The following is a 1331-nucleotide window of genomic DNA, read 5'->3' on the forward strand; positions in this document are numbered from 1 at the left end:
ACATCCATGGTCCAAGAGTAAATGTTGCTAGGATCTTCGAGAAGTTCTACAGCAAATTCACGGGCACTTTTGCTGATACTCGGATCTGCCTTAGCTGCTAAACAAAGGTTTAACAGTTTACCCAAAGGCGTATCTGGGGTTACTGACATCAATAAAGTCATGGTGTCTTCTAGAATCTTTTTTTTGTCTACCATGTTTGAGTACTCCTAAAATTAATTTCCGAGTCAGATATTATAGTGCTTTTATGGAAACCATTCGATCAGACTAGACATTTTTTTTATCCCATTTATGCTACATCCACCTATTCCCTGTTCAACACATCTATCGGCAAAGCATAGATGCCCAGGTGGTTGGCAATTGCCCGTTGGCGGGTAGGAATACGGGTCTGAATCGGTGAATTTAACACCCGTAGCTTAGTCTTATTTGCTACTACGAGAGTGGTGGAACCACCCCCATCCAAATTGAGGGCGCTATCGGCTCCTAATTCTTGAATAATAGTAGTCAACTCAGCCAAAGTAACCCCTTCGCTGTAAAACCGCTGGCGACCATCAACAATAATTAACCACAAGGTCTTGCCTGATTTATCAATAGCGACAGCAGTGCGGGGATACAATAGTTTTTCATCTGTACTATCTCCCAATACTGCTGGCTTCCCTTCCTTTAGTAAAATTTCTCTACCCGCTAGTCCCTCAGATGTGCCTAGAGGACAACGGTTTTGATAGATTTGAGCTTGGAGAAGGTTTGAAATACAAAGTACTGAATAATTTTTTGATTTTGGTGGAGCATAGGATTTCCCATCAGAGATAACTTGCCCTTCTACTCTGACCGGATCACCAGGTTTAGGATAGGAGTCTGGTGGATACTCCCGAAAAGGATAAAAGAAACTACCGTTGATAGCTAATTGTAAGTTAAATTCCCGCACAAATTCCGAAGTAGTCCGGGCAGCAAATTCGTTTTTATTGATGGTATTTCCTGGTGTTACTAATAGTTTAATTCCTGGTGCGGTTAGGTCTATGGTAACAGTATGTACCATCAGCGGACGGGGAGATTTGCGAGCATCTCTTTGATACAAAATGCCTGGAAAAAGTTGTTGCTGCTTGTCAGTGGGAAGTGGACGCTTGAGCAGCAATGCGCCATAGATCAAAAGTGGCACGCTCACAATGCTCACAATACTGATGCTGGTGGTAAGCAGAATTCGCTTAACTCTAGTTATATTTAATTTTTTCATGCTCTAAGCTATACCAAAGGGAACAGGGAACAGGGAACAGGGAACAAAAATTATCACAATTCATTTAGGATTGGTATATTGTGCATTTAAACTGTATTATATT

At 41.5% G+C, this 1331-nt stretch carries 1 protein-coding gene and 1 pseudogene; both read right to left on the bottom strand.

From position 1 onward, the window contains the following. Positions 1-194 (bottom strand): annotated as a pseudogene (locus F6K49_RS49670) (hypothetical protein); the annotation flags it as partial. Positions 195-301: 107 nt separating this feature from the next. Beyond that, the gene (locus tag F6K49_RS49675; RefSeq protein WP_293110179.1) at positions 302-1168 is read right to left on the bottom strand and encodes a phosphodiester glycosidase family protein; all 867 of its coding nucleotides are present in this window, start codon (positions 1166-1168) and stop codon (positions 302-304) included. Positions 1169-1331: the final 163 nt, after the last annotated feature.

Source organism: Moorena sp. SIO3I6 (assembly GCF_010672095.1).